Source organism: Burkholderia sp. BCC0419, assembly GCF_902830285.1.
Classification (GTDB): Bacteria; Pseudomonadota; Gammaproteobacteria; order Burkholderiales; family Burkholderiaceae; genus Burkholderia.
On the sequence record NZ_CADESR010000001.1, the window covers coordinates 2,725,077 to 2,738,750 of the forward strand.

Consider the following 13,674-nt stretch of genomic DNA (forward strand, 5'->3'; position numbering starts at 1 on the left):
TGGCGTTGGCGCGCAGCATCATGCACCGATACGTATCGGCCCGCTCGTGCCCATCTTCCGGGAAGCGAAAACGGCCCGCGCAATGCGGGCCGCCCTGTCCTTCCGGACTACGCGTGATCTACGCGTGATCTACGCGTGACCTGCGCGTTACTTTTCGCGCTGCAATCCGTCACGCACTCCGCGCCGGCAAAATCTTGCCCGCACACGTGCCGAAGCCGACGCGATAGCCGTCGCCCTGGCACCAGCCGGCGAGCGTCAGCTCATCGCCGTCCTCGATGAACGTGCGGCTGCCGCCGCCGTTCAGCGCGACCGGTTCCTTGCCGTTCCACGTCAGCTCGAGCAGGCTGCCGAACGAATCCTTCGTCGGCCCGCTGATCGTGCCCGAGCCCATCAGGTCGCCCACGCGCGTGTTGCAGCCGGCGACCGTGTGATGCGCCAACTGCTGCGCCATCGTCCAGTACATGTGCTTGAAGTTGGTCCGGCAAATCGACGTCGTCTCGGCGGCACCCTCCGCGCGCAGCGTCACTTCCAGCGCGATGTCGAACGCATGCTTGCCCGCATGCTGCAGATACGCGAGCGGCTGCGGCGACTGTTCCGGCTGCGCGACGCGGAACGGTTCGAGCGCGTCGAGCGTGACGATCCACGGCGAGATCGTCGTCGCGAAGCCCTTCGAGTTGAACGGCCCGAGCGGCACGTATTCCCACTGCTGGATGTCGCGCGCGCTCCAGTCGTTCAGCAGCACCATCCCGAAGATATGCGCTTCCGCGTCCTCGCACGCGATCGGTTCGCCGAGCGCGTTGCCCTTGCCGACGATGAAGCCCGTTTCCAGTTCGATGTCGAGCTTGCGGCACGCGCCGAACACCGGGCGCTCCTGGTCGGGCAGCTTCAGTTGCCCGTTCGGGCGTCGCACCGGCGTGCCGCTCACGACCACCGACGACGCACGGCCGTTGTAGCCGATCGGCATCTCCGACCAGTTCGGCAGCAGCGCATTCTTCGGATCCCGGAACATCGAGCCGACGTTGGTCGCGTGCTCCTTCGACGAATAGAAATCGGTGTAGCCGGGAATGTCGACCGGCAAATGCAGCGTCGCGTCGCGCTGCGCGACGAGCACTAGCGCGCGTAGCGCCGCATCGTCACGCAGCCGCGCGTTGTCGTGCGAAAACAGCGCCGACAGTTGCACGCGCACGCTGCGCCACGCGTCGCGACCGAGCGCGATGAACGCGTTGAGCGTCAGCGCGGCGAACGCATCGGCGCTGCCGGGCAGCGTCACGAGGCCCGCACGCGCGAGCGCGGCGAGGTCGACGATCTGGTCGCCGAGCGCGACGCCCGCACGGCGCGCCGCCTGCTTCGCATCGCTGAAGATCCCGAACGGCAGGTTCTGGATCGGGAAATCGCAGGCGGGGTCGTTCGCCGTGTCGAGCCAGCTCTTGCGAGCGGGGTCGAGCGTCGCGCGCCAGTCTTGGGTGTCGCTCATCGTTGCTCCGGATTGAAGTGTTTCTTGATGCCTTGCCAGCATTCGAAGTAATCGGCCTGCAGCTGCGCGGTGTCGAGCGCGTAGCGCGTCGGCCGGATCAGCGTGCGGGTCTCGAACATGAACGCCATCGTCGCGTCGACCTTGTGCGGCTTCGTCGTGTCGCTCGCGGACGCCTTCTCGAACGTATCCGCATCGGGCCCGTGGCCCGACATGCAGTTGTGCAGGCTCGCGCCGCCCGGCACGAAGCCCTCGGCCTTCGCGTCGTACGCGCCGTGCACGAGCCCCATGAATTCGCTCGCGACGTTGCGGTGGAACCACGGCGGGCGGAACGTATCCTCGGCCGCGAGCCAGCGCGGCGGGAAGATCACGAAGTCGATTGTGTCGACGCCCGGCGTGTCGCTCTGCGCCTGCAGCACGAGGAAGATCGACGGATCGGGATGGTCGAAGCTGATCGAGCCGATCGTGTTGAACAGACGCAGGTCGTATTTGACCGGTGCGTAGTTGCCGTGCCACGCGACGACGTCGAGCGGCGAATGGCCGATGTCCGCGCGCCACAGGCGGCCGTTCAGCTTCGCGATCAACTCGAACGCGCCTTCGCGGTCTTCGTAGGCGGCCTGCGGCGTCAGGAAGTCGCGCGGGTTCGCGAGCCCGTTCGAGCCGATCGGGCCGAGATCCGGCAGGCGCAGCAGCGCGCCGAAGTTTTCGCAGATATAGCCGCGCGCGTCGCCGTCCGGCAGCGCGACGGCAAACCGCACGCCGCGCGGGATCACCGCGATCTCGAACGGCTCGACGTCGAGCCGGCCGAATTCGGTCGCGATGAACAGGCGCCCCTGCTGCGGCACGATCAGCAGCTCGCCGTCCGCGCTGTAGAAGAAGCGGTCCTGCATCGACCGGTTCGCCGCGTACAGGTGGATCGCGCAGCCGTTCATCGCGGCGGCCGAACCGTTGCCGGCCATCGTCACGAGGCCGTCGACGAAATCGGTCGGCTCGACCGGCATCGGCAGCGGATCCCAGCGCAGCTGGTTCGGCGGCGTCGGCGGCACATCGGCCGAATCGCCGAATTCCGACACGAGCCGCTGCGGGCCCGCATACGGCTCGAACGGCCGGTGCACGGCGGCCGGGCGAATCCGGTACAGCCACGAGCGGCGGTTGTGGCCGCGCGGCGCGGTAAACGCGGTGCCCGACAGCTGCTCCGCGTACAGCCCGTACGGCGCACGCTGCGGCGAGTTGCGGCCGTGCGGCAGCGCGCCGGGCAGCGCCTCGGTCGCGAATTCGTTCGCGAAACCGCTCAGGTAGCCGGCGGTCGCCGGTTTCGACAGGTCAAGCGTCATCGTTTCCTTTCTCCATCAATTCAGGGCGGCGTTCGGCGCCTGCGCGCCGCTGCGCCGCGTCACACCGGCCAGGCCGAGGACGAACAGCGCCGAGCACAGCACGGGCACCGCGGCCGCGTGGAACAGCGCGCCGTTGGTCCAGTTGAGCGCAATCAGTTGCCCGCCGACGAGCGGCCCGAGCACCGAGCCGATCCGGCCGATGCCGAGGCTCCAGCCGATGCCCGTCGAGCGCAGCGACGTCGGGTAATACTGGCCCGCGAGCGCGTTCACGGCCGGCTGCCCGCCGACCACGCAGAACCCGCCCGCGAACACGACGAGCAGCAGCCACGGCAGCGCATGCGCGACCGAGCCGATCAGCCCCACCGACACGGCGGCACAGGCGAAGCACGCGAACAGCACGCGCACGAAGCCGTAACGTTCGATGAACCAGCCGAGCGACAGCGTGCCGATCACGCCGCCCGTCTGCAGCACCGTGCCGACGATCACCGCCGTGCCCGGCGAATAACCCGCGTCGCGCATCACGGTCGGCAGCCAGTTCGACAGGAAGTACAAGTCGATCAGGTTCATGAAGCTGATCGCCCACAGCAGCAGCGTGACCGGCAGGCGGCCATGGCGGAACAGCTCGGCGACCGGCGCGCCGCTCGCGGCACGCTCGCGCACGACGATGCGCGTGTTCGCATCGATGCCGGCTTCCGGCGCGAACCGCGCGAGCCAGTCGCGCGCCTGCACGACGCGCCCTTTCAGCACCAGGAACTGCAGCGACTCGGGCAGCCGCGCGAGCATCGCGATCGTCAGCACGAGCGGCACCGCGCCGCCGACGAAGAACACCGAGCGCCAGCCGAGCGCCGGAATCAGCGCCGCGCTGATGAAGCCGCCGAGCGCAGCGCCGAGCGTGAACCCGCACGACACGATCATCATCCGCTTCACGCGATGCGCGGCCGGGCTGAACTCGCCGACCAGCGCCATCGCGTTCGGCATGATGCAGCCGAGGCCGAGGCCCGTGACGAAGCGCAGCGCCATCAGCGCGGGAATCGAGCCCGCGAACGGCGTCGCGAGCATCGTCACCGCGAAGAACAGCGTCGAGCCGATCAGCACCGGGCGCCGGCCGATCCGGTCGGCCAGCACCGACAGCCCGAGTGCACCGAGCAGCATCCCGAACAGGCTCGCGCTGAACACGGGCCCCAGCGCCTGCTTCGGCACGCCCCATTCGGCAATCACGCTCGGTGCGACGTAGCCCATCGCCTGCGCATCGAAACCGTCGATCACGAGGCACAGCCCGCACAGCATCAGCAGCATCCAGTGAAAACCCGGGCGATGGGTCTCGTCGATCACGCGCTCGACTTCGAGCACGCGCGCGTCGGCCGGCGCCGCGCTCATTGCGCGACCTCGGCGGCCGGATGTACGTGCGGCGTCACGCCCTGGCGCGCGAGCGCCATCGCTTCGCGCAGCACGTCGGCGTCGCCGACCTGGTTCGCAAGCAACAGGATCAGCTTCGCGTTGACGAGCTGGCTGTCGGCGTCCGACAGGTCACGATGCATGTCGATCAGCGCTTCGTAGAACGCGTCGGGGTCGGCCAGGCGCGGGCGGGTATCGAGTGGGGGCATGACGGTGTCTCCGGTGTCTTTATCGTATTCAGCGTGCGCAGGTCGCGCGCGCCAGTGCGTCGGCGATCGCCTGACGGTCGAGCGTGCGCGTGCGTGCGCAGACGTGCTGGTCGGGACGCAGCAGGTAGAACGTGCCAGGCTGCGCGTCGTAGCGCTGCGCGGCGAGCCCGTCGACGTCCTCCACGACGTCGACGCCGGCCACCGGCTGCGCGTGCCCGGCCGGCACGACGAGCACGGGACGCACCGGCAGCGCGAGACCGTCGACGGCCTGCGCCAGCGCGGCCGCGTCGCCCGGCAAGCCGAACAGCACGCCGGTGAAGCCGCCGCGCAGATGCTGCAGCAGCCAGCCCGACGAGCCCCGCACGCGCACCGGCGCATCGGCCGCCGCCGCGCCCGGCCGCATCGCGCACGCGAAGGCGTCGCCGCCGCGGTCCGGCGTATTGAGCGGCGAATCGGCCAGCACGGCCGGCACCGACAGGCGCCCGCTGTTCACCAGCTTGCGTGCGAACGCGCAGTCGCGCGCGAGCTTCAGCGTCGCGTCGCGGAACACGCGCGACACCGCGCTCTTCGGCGTGATGAAGTCGGTCGAACGCGTCGAGTTGCGGATGTTCTCGTCGGCCGCGAACTCGCGCTCGCTCGCATACGTATCGAGCAGGCTATCGGCGGAACGGCCATCGAGCACCAGCTTCAGCTTCCACGCGAGGTTGTCCGCGTCCTGCACGCCGCTGTTCGCGCCGCGCGCGCCGAACGGCGACACGCCGTGCGCGGAATCGCCCGCGAACAGCACGCGGCCGTGACGGAACGTCTCCATCCGCTGGCAGCGGAACGTATAGACGCTCACCCACTCGAGCTCGAACTCGACGTCCGGCCCGAGCAGCGCGCGCACGCGCGGGATCACGCGCTCCGGCTGCTTCTCGGCGACGGGGTCGGCATCCCAGCCGAGCTGGAAGTCGATGCGCCACACGTTGTCCGGCTGGCGGTGCAGCAGCACCGACTGGTTGCGGTGAAACGGCGGATCGAACCAGAACCAGCGCTCGGTCGGAAACTCCGCCTTCATCTTCACGTCGGCGATCAGGAAGCGGTCCTTGAACGTGCGGCCGCGGCTCTCGAGGCCCATCGCCGCGCGCATCGGGCTGCGCGAGCCGTCGGCCGCGATCACGTATTGCGCGCGCAGCGTCGCGATGCCGTCCGGCGTCTCGATCGTCAGCACCGCGTGTTCGGCCGACTGTTCGACGCCCGTCACCTTGTGCTTCCAGCGGATGTCGAGGTTCGGCAGCTCGAACGCGCGATCGGCCAGATAGCCTTCGACGTAGTACTGCTGCAGGTTGATGAACGCCGGGCGCGCATGCCCTTCCTCGGGCAGCAGGTCGAACGCGTAAAGCTGCTCGTCCTGCAGGAACACCTTGCCGACGTGCCAGCTCACGCCCTTGTCGACGAAGCGCTCGCCGCAGCCGAGCCGGTCGAAGATCTCGAGCGTGCGCTTCGCGAAGCAGATCGCGCGCGAGCCGGTCGACAGCGTGTCGTCGTCGTCGAGCAGCACGACCGGCACGCCCTGCTGCGCGAGGTCGATCGCGGCCGCGAGGCCCACCGGGCCCGCGCCGACGACGATCACCGGGTGGACGGCCGCATCGTGCGCGCGGGCGCGGTACTCGAACTTCAGCGTCTGGTAATCGATGCTCATGGTCGCCATCCGCTCCTCAACCCCGCCGTGCGCACACCGCCACGCCCGTCGTCCCGTCCGTCTCCTGCCGGCACGCCTGCCCGCCTGTCCTGTCAACCGCCACGTCTCGCTCCTTGCTTCCTGTTGATTCGTGAACGGCGCCGTTTCGCGGCGCCCGCCTGCCGCGTTTCTTGATCGGCAACAAATCCTTGGATTTACGAATAGTAAAACCAATTACGAATAGTGAAATCAACGTAAACCCTAGGTGTTCGCTCGGGGACGGGATAACCATATGAGTGAAACGCCGAGCCGAGCGCGGCGCGCGCTGCTAATATCAAGTCAACGAGGCGGCCCTTTCGGCCGCCATTTTTCCTTCTCACGCCGATGATTCCGCCTACCATCCCCGAGCTGGTCACCCGTGCCGGGCAGCTGCCGTATCTGCGGGAGCACCTCACGCTTGCCGAAGGCGGCACCGCGTGCGCGAATCTGCCCGAGCGCACGCTCGCCAGCGCGTACGAGCCGATCTACGACGTGACGATGCCCGGCGCACCGCAATCGACGTCGTTCGCCGACGCGATCGAGCGCTACGGCGACGAGCTCGGCTTCCAGGCCGTCACGCTCGTCACGGGCACACAGCACGATCCGGTCGACGCGACCGTCGACGATCAGACGCTGGTCGCGATCGACCGCCTGTCGCGCGCGCTGCACGCGATCAATTTCTTCGGGGCGCAGCGCCACGGGCTGCTGTTCCTGCGCGTGCACGAGCGGCTGCTCAAGAGCGTGAAGTACGACCACGGCAAGCATTTCTCGTCGGTGCTGCAGCGCTTCGGGCTGCCGCCCGAGCGGATCGTGATCGAGCTGCCGGCGGTCGCGGTCGCCCACAAGACGTTCCTCGGCTACCTGACGCGCAGCTACCAGCATCACGGCTTCAAGGTCGCGGACAAGCTGCCGGACCCGGGCCGCATCCTCGCGGTCGAATCGGAGATGGCGCGCCCCGACTACATCAAGATGGATGCGGGCATCGCGTTGCGCGACGGGATGGTCAAGGCGCTCGTCGCCTATGCGCAGCGCGTGCGGATTCCGCTGATCTTCGACGGCGTCGTCGACGAGACGCAGTGCGAGCTGCTGCGCCAGCACGACGTGCGATTCATGCAGGGGCCGGTGTTTGCGAAGGTCGTGACGGCCTGAGCGGAGGGGGCAGCCGCGCGCGGGGCGTGGCGCGCCGGATGGCGGATTACGGTGTCGTGTTGCTTCGGGAATCGGGTTTCAGCACGCAGCATCGCTCGCCGCCGGCCGGTTCCTTGTTCGTTCACGCAGAAAGGTCGAACGCGCTTGTGCGCGAGCCCGACACCGGCGCATCGACGCCGATGTTCCGCCTATTCTCTTCCACCGTCGTCGTACTTCGGTAGATCGTCGTCGATCTCGATGCCCGGGAAACGATCACCGTACCAGACATGCCACGCCGGACGCAGCCGCGACGGCTCGTCGAGCGTGGCATAGTTGATTTCCACGGTCGTCGGCGCATCGGCCAGCCGGTACTCGAGCTGCGCGCCGCAGCGACTGCAGAAGCGTCGCTCGCCCCACGCGCTCGATGCATAGACCGTCGGCTCGCCCTGCAGGTATTCGAATGCGTCGATCGGCACCGAGGCCGACGCAACGACCGCCGCGCCGGTCGTGCGCTGGCAGAGCCGGCAATGGCAGAAGCCGGCATCGGTGGGAACGTCGGCGATACGGTAGCGGATCGCGCCGCACGCGCATCCGCCTTCCATCGGTTCGGGGTGCGCCATGGCAAACCTCGTCGTCGGGAAGCAGGCGAACGATGATGAGCGCGGTTCGCCCGTCGCGCAATACGCAACGGGGCCGCGCCGCCTCCGCTTCCACACCCGGCGCGAACGAACCGGTTGCCGCGCGACGACAACATCCGCGCGCCTGTTGCTCAGACCGTCTGCCCGAGCCGCTGCGCGAGCGCCTTCAGTTGCGGCCCGACCTGCGTGCGAAACACGCCCTCGTCCATCGACGACGCGGGGCCGCTGCAGCTCAGGATCAGCCAGCGCCCCTCGCGCGGCTCGCGAAACGGCACGGCCGCCGCGTTCACGTCCATGTGCCACGCGCGGAACGAATAGCAGCAACCGCCCGTCGAGAACTCGGCCACCGCGTGCTGCGCGGCCTCGACGAGCGCATCGGCGTCGGCCGCGCCGCCGGCCGCGCGGTGCAGCTCGGCATAGAGCGCGCGGCCCACGTCCTCCGGCTGCACGGCCAGGTACGCGCGCCCCATCGAGCTCGTCAGCATCGACAGCCGCGAACCGGGCGCGAGCCCGAGCGTCAACGCGGTCTCGCTGCGGATCGTCTCCAGGTAGATCATGTCGAGCCCGTCGCGGCAGCCGAGCGACACGGCCGCGCCGATCTCGCGCGCAAGCGCCTGCATGTGCGGCCGCGCGAGATCGATCGTCCCCGAGCCCGACAGCAGCGCGTAGCCGAGCGACAGCACGCCGGCGTCCAGCGCATACTTTCCGAGCGTCTCGTCGTAGCGCAGATAGCCGAGCACCGTCAGCGTATAGGCGAGCCGGTTCACCGTCGCCTTCGGCAGGCCCGTGCGTTCCGCGAAATCGCGATTGCCCAGCATCGTCTCGCCGGGCCGGAAGGCGCGCAGCAGGTCGAGCCCGCGCGCGAGCGCGACGACGAACTTGCGCTCGTCGATCGTGGTGTCGTCGATGGTTGAAAGTGTCATCCGGTGCTACACTGGGTTCGATTTGCAAAACATTGTTCCGCACAGCGGAACGCAAGTCAAGCGAACTTCAGGCATCAGCCCGGAGCAAGCGCTGAAGCGCGGCCTCTGCCCGACCGAAAAGCACGGGTGTGGGGTCAGCGCCGAGGCGCGCACTCCGACCGACCGTAAAGCATGGGGCCCAGCAAGCGCTAACTCGGGCCGACCGCGAAGCATGGGACCAGAGTAAGCGCTGAAGCGCCAACTCTGACCGACAGGAGATGAGACGATGAGTGCTGCAACTTTTCATTGGGACGATCCGCTGCTGCTCGACCAGCAACTAACCGAAGAAGAGCGAATGGTCCGCGATGCCGCGCAGGCGTACGCACAGGACAAGCTCGCGCCGCGCGTCACCGAAGCGTTCCGCCACGAACGCACCGACGCGGCCATCTTTCGCGAGATGGGCGAGGTCGGCCTGCTCGGCCCGACGATTCCCGAGGAATACGGCGGCCCCGGCCTCAACTACGTGAGCTACGGGCTGATCGCGCGCGAAGTCGAACGCGTCGATTCGGGCTACCGGTCGATGATGTCCGTGCAGTCGTCGCTCGTGATGGTGCCGATCCACGAATTCGGCTCCGACGCGCAGAAGCAGAAATACCTGCCGAAGCTCGCGACCGGCGAATGGATCGGCTGCTTCGGCCTGACCGAGCCGAATCACGGCTCCGATCCGGGCAGCATGGTCACGCGCGCGAAGAAGGTGCCGGGCGGCTACTCGCTGTCCGGTGCGAAGATGTGGATCACCAACTCGCCGATCGCCGACGTGTTCGTCGTGTGGGCGAAGCTGGAAGAGAACGGCAAGGACGCGATCCGCGGCTTCATCCTCGAAAAGGGCTGGAAGGGCCTGTCGGCGCCGGCGATCCACGGCAAGGTCGGGCTGCGCGCATCGATCACCGGCGAGATCGTCCTCGACGAGGTGTTCGTGCCGGAAGAGAACCTGATGCCGAACGTGAGCGGCCTGCGCGGCCCGTTCACCTGCCTGAACTCGGCGCGCTACGGGATCGCGTGGGGCGCGCTCGGCGCCGCCGAGTCCTGCTGGCACACCGCGCGCCAGTACGTGCTCGACCGCCAGCAGTTCGGCCGGCCGCTCGCCGCGAACCAGTTGATCCAGAAGAAGCTCGCCGACATGCAGACCGAAATCACGCTCGGCCTGCAGGGCGTGCTGCGCCTCGGCCGGATGAAGGACGAAGGCACGGCCGCCGTCGAGATCACGTCGATCATGAAGCGCAATTCGTGCGGCAAGGCGCTCGACATCGCCCGCCTCGCGCGCGACATGCTCGGCGGCAACGGCATCTCCGACGAATTCGGCGTCGCGCGCCACCTCGTGAACCTCGAAGTGGTCAACACGTACGAAGGCACGCACGACATCCACGCGCTGATCCTCGGCCGCGCGCAGACGGGCATCCAGGCATTCTTCTGATGATCCGGCCATGACGCACGCGGCGGCGATGCCGCGCACGCGCACGCCGCCAAACGAAAGGCCCGCCCGGCATCGCTGCCGGACGGGCCTTTTTTTCACCGGAGCCGCGGCTCCGCGCCGCTGATGCTTACTTGTTCGGCTGCGGCGTCAGGCGCAGATACGGACGCACCGCGTTGAAACCCTTCGGGAAGCGCTTCTTCAGCTCTTCCGGATCCTGCAGCGACGGCACGATCACGACGTCGTCGCCGTCCTTCCAGTTGCCGGGCGTCGCGACCTTGTAATTGTCGGTCAGTTGCAGCGAATCGATCACGCGCAGCACTTCATCGAAGTTGCGCCCCGTGCTGGCCGGATAGGTGATCGTGAGCCGCACCTTCTTGTTCGGGTCGATCACGAACAGCGAACGCACCGTCAGCGTTTCGTTCGCGTTCGGGTGAATCATGTCGTACAGCTGCGACACCTTGCGGTCCGCATCGGCGATGATCGGGAAGCCCACGACCGTCGACTGCGTTTCGTTGATGTCGTTGATCCAGCCCTTGTGCGATTCGACGCCGTCGACCGACAGCGCGATCACCTTCACGTTGCGTTTCTCGAATTCGCCCTTCAGCTTCGAGGTCAGCCCGAGTTCGGTCGTGCACACCGGCGTGTAGTCGGCCGGATGGGAGAACAGCACGCCCCAGCTGCTGCCGAGCCACTCGTGAAACTTGATGGTGCCCAGGCTCGATTCCTGCTCGAAATCCGGTGCGATGTCACCAAGACGCAGACTCATGATGTTCCCTCCTCGAACGATGCTGGTTGAAACCGCGCGCCGGACAGCGCGGGGCAGTCCATCAGCTTACGGGAAGCAATGGGCCGTGCGAACGATTATTCCGTTTGATATTCATACTTTTTTGTCATTTTTACCCGGCATCGTGGCAGGACGGAGGGCTGCAGGGGAAACTTTTCAATTCTTTGCCGCTCTGTTCATGATTACAAGTCGTTTACCATGCAACCTTGCACTGCCGCCGTGTTTCTTCCCGGCTCGCCAGCAGGCAGGGGTTTCGCTACGATGTGAACCTGCAGCATGACAGCACGAAGGGAGTTGCAATGTCGGAAATCAACAAGGAGAAACTGATGTCGGATATCAAAACCGTTCTCTCGGACGCCGAAGACCTGCTCAAGCAAGCAGCGAGCAGCACGGGCGACCGTGCGGCCGAACTGCGCGAGAAGGCCATGTCTCGCCTGAAGCAGGCCAAGGAAAAGGCGGCCGACGTCCAGGTCGTCGTGGTCGAGAAAGGCAAGAAGGCCGCGCGCGCGACCGACGACTACGTGCACGAGCATCCGTGGACGTCGATCGGCGTGGCCGCCGGCGTAGGCGTGCTGATCGGCCTGCTGATCAACCGCAAGTAACGCGCTTGGCGCCGTTTCGTCCCGCAGGCCGCGTCGCGCGGCCTGCGGGCGTCGAAGCCAGCCGGCCTGCGCCGGCCGGCTTTGTCCTAGCTGCTTACTGCACGCGCAAGCATCTCATCCATGACGACAGACACCCCCTCGCAGCCGTCCGGTCAAGGACCGCTGCGCCGCCTCGTCGGCTCCGCCATCGGCCTTCTGCAGACGCGCCTCGAACTGGTGGGCATCGAGCTTGCCGAGGAGAAGGAGCGCCTGATGGGCGTGCTGTTCCTCGGACTCGCCGCGATGATGCTCGCGACGATGGCACTCATCAGCCTGACCGTGCTGATCGCGATCGCGTTCTGGGATACCTATCGCTGGCAGGCGCTCGCCGCGATCACCGCGCTGTATGCCGTTGGCGGCATCGTATGCGCGCTGAAGGCGCGCTCGGGCCTGCGCGACGCGCCGACCGTGTTCGAGGCGACGCTCGCCGAACTCGAGAAAGACCGCGACCTGTTCCGCGGCAAGCCGTGAACGCCCTCGCGCTCATCCCTCCCACCTACTTCGCCGACGCGCCATGAGCCAGAACATCACGGGCAATCCATCCCGCTCCCATTCGTCGCGATCGAACTGGAGCGCGTCGCAGCACCGCGCGCTCCGCAAGGAATTGCTGATCCTGCGATCCGAAGTCGAGCGGCTCGAACTCGCGGAAGCCGCCGCCGAAATGCGCCATGCCGTCACGCGCTTCAGTTGGCTCAAGGTGTTCATCCCCGGCCTGTCCTCCCACAGGTTCGGCCAGTCGGCCAAGAACCTGAACGCAAGCCTCGGCCAGCTCGTCAACCAGTATCCGATGCTGAGCTCGCTCGCGTCGCTCGTGCTGGCGAAACCCATTCGCTCGCTGCTGCGCGCGAGTGCGGGCCCCGCGTTGAAGTGGGGCACGCTCGGCTTCGCCGCATGGGAGGTCTACCGGATCTGGAAGCAGTCCCGCGACGAGCGCGGGCTCGACGCACACGACGACTGACCGTCGGCATCCTGCGCGCACGGCCATGGGTCGCTGCGCGCCTTCCTTGCGTTGCGAGCTCAGCGCACGCCCCAGCAGACAGCGCCCGGCTCGTCGGCGCCATCGCTTCCTGCATTGCCTTTCGTCCCGTCCGAGCGCAGCGTGAACGTGCCGCATGCATCGTCGCGCATCGGACCGGTGTCGAGCGGCGTCGCCGCCAGCTCATAGCTCACCGGTGAATCGTCACCGTCCGGCCGCACGAGCGTCAACCGATACACGGCATGCCCGCCCGGCGGCGCGTGCGCGAGCGCGTCCGGCAATGCCGCAGGCGGCGTACCGTCCAGCGTTTCAAGATATTGGGCCGCACGGTACAGCGCGGACACCGCCGACGCGCGGTGAACACGCACGACATGTTCGCGATACGACGGGATACCCCACCCGGCCAGCACCGCGACGATCGCGAGCACGATCATCAGCTCGATCAGCGTAAATCCGGCCGCTCGGCACATGGGCACGCGGCCGTTCATCGAAGCACCGCCGCGACACGACGCCAGCGCAGCACGACGATGTGGCCGTCGCGTATCGCGACCTGGTGTTGCAGCCACACGGCGCTCGACGCATGCGCACCGACGCCACGCGCGGTGACCAGGTAAGCGCGGTCGCCGGGCTGCCCTGCCGGACGCCGCCACGCCTCGATCAGGCATCGCGGCGGTTGCGCGGCCGTCGGCCAACCGGCGAATGGCGCGAACGCTTCGGTGGTCGCCAGCGGCGGCATGCGCCGCCATGCGTCAGGCTCCGCGTGCGATTCGCTTTCGTTCACATACGGCGCCGAACCGCGCAGCAATCGCTGGGTGCACGCGGCAAGCGCGGCATCGGCCGCGTGGAATGCGATCAGCCGATCCGACAATGCGCGGGTGCGGCGCGACTCCGTCAATGCGGCGTCGAACCATATGCCGGTCAGTGCCGCGACTGCTGCGCCGACCGCAATCACCGCGGGCAACGCAAGGCCCGCATCGCGACGCCAGGCGCGGCGGGTTGAGCGCAAACGCATAGGCGGCTCGC

At 67.6% G+C, this 13,674-nt stretch carries 15 protein-coding genes; 5 read left to right on the top strand and 10 right to left on the bottom strand.

The features are described from left to right. Positions 1-169: 169 nt before the first annotated feature. The 5 genes from fahA to HWW87_RS12295 are packed head-to-tail and all read right to left on the bottom strand — an operon-like array spanning position 170 to position 6,099. Positions 170-1,474 carry a fumarylacetoacetase gene (gene fahA, locus HWW87_RS12275; protein WP_175820453.1) on the bottom strand — a complete coding sequence of 435 codons (1,305 nt, stop codon included), beginning with the start codon at positions 1,472-1,474 and terminating at the stop codon, positions 170-172. After that, complete coding sequence (gene hmgA, locus HWW87_RS12280) at positions 1,471-2,805, bottom strand: homogentisate 1,2-dioxygenase (protein WP_175820454.1); 1,335 nt, start codon at positions 2,803-2,805, stop codon at positions 1,471-1,473. The genes fahA and hmgA overlap by 4 nt, the downstream gene beginning before the upstream one ends. Before the next feature lie 15 nt (positions 2,806-2,820). Then, positions 2,821-4,182, bottom strand: a complete 1,362-nt coding sequence (locus HWW87_RS12285; protein ID WP_175820455.1) for an MFS transporter — start codon at positions 4,180-4,182, stop codon at positions 2,821-2,823. Then, positions 4,179-4,409: a DUF2783 domain-containing protein gene (locus tag HWW87_RS12290; protein ID WP_175820456.1), complete on the bottom strand. Its 231-nt coding sequence runs from the start codon at positions 4,407-4,409 to the stop codon at positions 4,179-4,181. Before HWW87_RS12290 ends, HWW87_RS12285 begins: the two co-directional genes overlap by 4 nt. Before the next feature lie 28 nt (positions 4,410-4,437). Then, entirely contained in the window at positions 4,438-6,099 is a 1,662-nt protein-coding gene (locus HWW87_RS12295) for an FAD-dependent oxidoreductase (RefSeq protein ID WP_175820457.1), read from the bottom strand. A gap of 354 nt (positions 6,100-6,453) precedes the next feature. Between HWW87_RS12295 and HWW87_RS12300 the strand changes: the two genes are divergently transcribed. Further along, positions 6,454-7,257, top strand: a complete 804-nt coding sequence (locus HWW87_RS12300; protein WP_175820458.1) for an EAL domain-containing protein — start codon at positions 6,454-6,456, stop codon at positions 7,255-7,257. A 188-nt stretch (positions 7,258-7,445) separates the two neighbouring features. On the opposite strand, the gene HWW87_RS12305 is transcribed toward HWW87_RS12300, so the two are convergent. Continuing rightward, entirely contained in the window at positions 7,446-7,856 is a 411-nt protein-coding gene (locus HWW87_RS12305) for a GFA family protein (protein WP_175820459.1), read from the bottom strand. Between the two features lie 149 nt (positions 7,857-8,005). After that, positions 8,006-8,797 carry an IclR family transcriptional regulator gene (locus HWW87_RS12310; RefSeq protein WP_175820460.1) on the bottom strand — a complete coding sequence of 264 codons (792 nt, stop codon included), beginning with the start codon at positions 8,795-8,797 and terminating at the stop codon, positions 8,006-8,008. Between the two features lie 265 nt (positions 8,798-9,062). Here HWW87_RS12310 and HWW87_RS12315 point away from each other — a divergent pair, with 265 nt between their 5' ends. Continuing rightward, positions 9,063-10,250: an acyl-CoA dehydrogenase gene (locus HWW87_RS12315; RefSeq protein ID WP_059779344.1), complete on the top strand. Its 1,188-nt coding sequence runs from the start codon at positions 9,063-9,065 to the stop codon at positions 10,248-10,250. Between the two features lie 127 nt (positions 10,251-10,377). Here the strand turns inward: HWW87_RS12315 and HWW87_RS12320 are convergent, their stop codons facing one another. Beyond that, on the bottom strand, positions 10,378-11,016 hold the full coding sequence (locus HWW87_RS12320; protein WP_175820461.1) for a peroxiredoxin: 639 nt from the start codon (positions 11,014-11,016) through the stop codon (positions 10,378-10,380). 317 nt (positions 11,017-11,333) lie between these two features. Here HWW87_RS12320 and HWW87_RS12325 point away from each other — a divergent pair, with 317 nt between their 5' ends. The 3 genes from HWW87_RS12325 (at position 11,334) to HWW87_RS12335 (ending at position 12,633) form a co-directional block, all read left to right on the top strand. Then, a complete protein-coding gene (locus tag HWW87_RS12325; RefSeq protein WP_006494044.1) occupies positions 11,334-11,636 on the top strand; it encodes a YqjD family protein in 303 nt (100 codons plus the stop codon). A gap of 120 nt (positions 11,637-11,756) precedes the next feature. Continuing rightward, on the top strand, positions 11,757-12,146 hold the full coding sequence (locus tag HWW87_RS12330) for a phage holin family protein (RefSeq protein WP_077219325.1): 390 nt from the start codon (positions 11,757-11,759) through the stop codon (positions 12,144-12,146). A gap of 43 nt (positions 12,147-12,189) precedes the next feature. Beyond that, on the top strand, positions 12,190-12,633 hold the full coding sequence (locus HWW87_RS12335; RefSeq protein ID WP_175820462.1) for a DUF3318 domain-containing protein: 444 nt from the start codon (positions 12,190-12,192) through the stop codon (positions 12,631-12,633). Positions 12,634-12,692: 59 nt separating this feature from the next. Here the strand turns inward: HWW87_RS12335 and HWW87_RS12340 are convergent, their stop codons facing one another. Both HWW87_RS12340 and HWW87_RS12345 read right to left on the bottom strand, forming a co-directional pair. After that, a complete protein-coding gene (locus HWW87_RS12340; protein WP_175820463.1) occupies positions 12,693-13,139 on the bottom strand; it encodes a type IV pilin protein in 447 nt (148 codons plus the stop codon). Continuing rightward, entirely contained in the window at positions 13,136-13,663 is a 528-nt protein-coding gene (locus HWW87_RS12345) for a hypothetical protein (protein ID WP_175820464.1), read from the bottom strand. The genes HWW87_RS12340 and HWW87_RS12345 overlap by 4 nt, the downstream gene beginning before the upstream one ends. Positions 13,664-13,674: the final 11 nt, after the last annotated feature.